Raw genomic sequence first — 268 nt, 5'->3', positions numbered from 1 at the left:
TGGCGCAGGGTGCGGGGCGTGCCGGAGGCCACCGGGACGGTGGGGTTCTCGTAGAAGCCCCGCAGGCCGCCGGGCAGGGGTGTGGTCGTCGTCATGGTGCGGGTGCCTCCTCCTGTGTGGCGTGGAGGTGGTGCTCGAACAGGTCGCGCAGGTGCGCCCCGTCGCCGTGGCCCAGCAGCGTGCGCGACCAGCGCAGGGCCAGGTGCAGCCGGCCCGCCGTGGACGCCGTCGTGACGGTGAGCCCGCGCGGCATCCGGGCGGGCGCCGA

General features: G+C 76.5%; 2 pseudogenes. Both read right to left on the bottom strand.

The features are described 5' to 3' along the window. Positions 1–95: pseudogene (locus tag G3I40_RS47645) on the bottom strand (SAM-dependent methyltransferase); the annotation flags it as partial. Next, positions 92–268 (bottom strand): annotated as a pseudogene (locus G3I40_RS47640) (condensation protein); the annotation flags it as partial. The pseudogenes G3I40_RS47640 and G3I40_RS47645, both read right to left, overlap by 4 nt.

Origin of the sequence: Streptomyces sp. SID14478 (assembly GCF_010548525.1) — a bacterium.
GTDB lineage: Bacteria > Actinomycetota > Actinomycetes > Streptomycetales > Streptomycetaceae > Streptomyces.
Note: the sequence above shows the minus strand (reverse complement) of the source record. Positions and strands in the feature narration are given on the sequence as shown.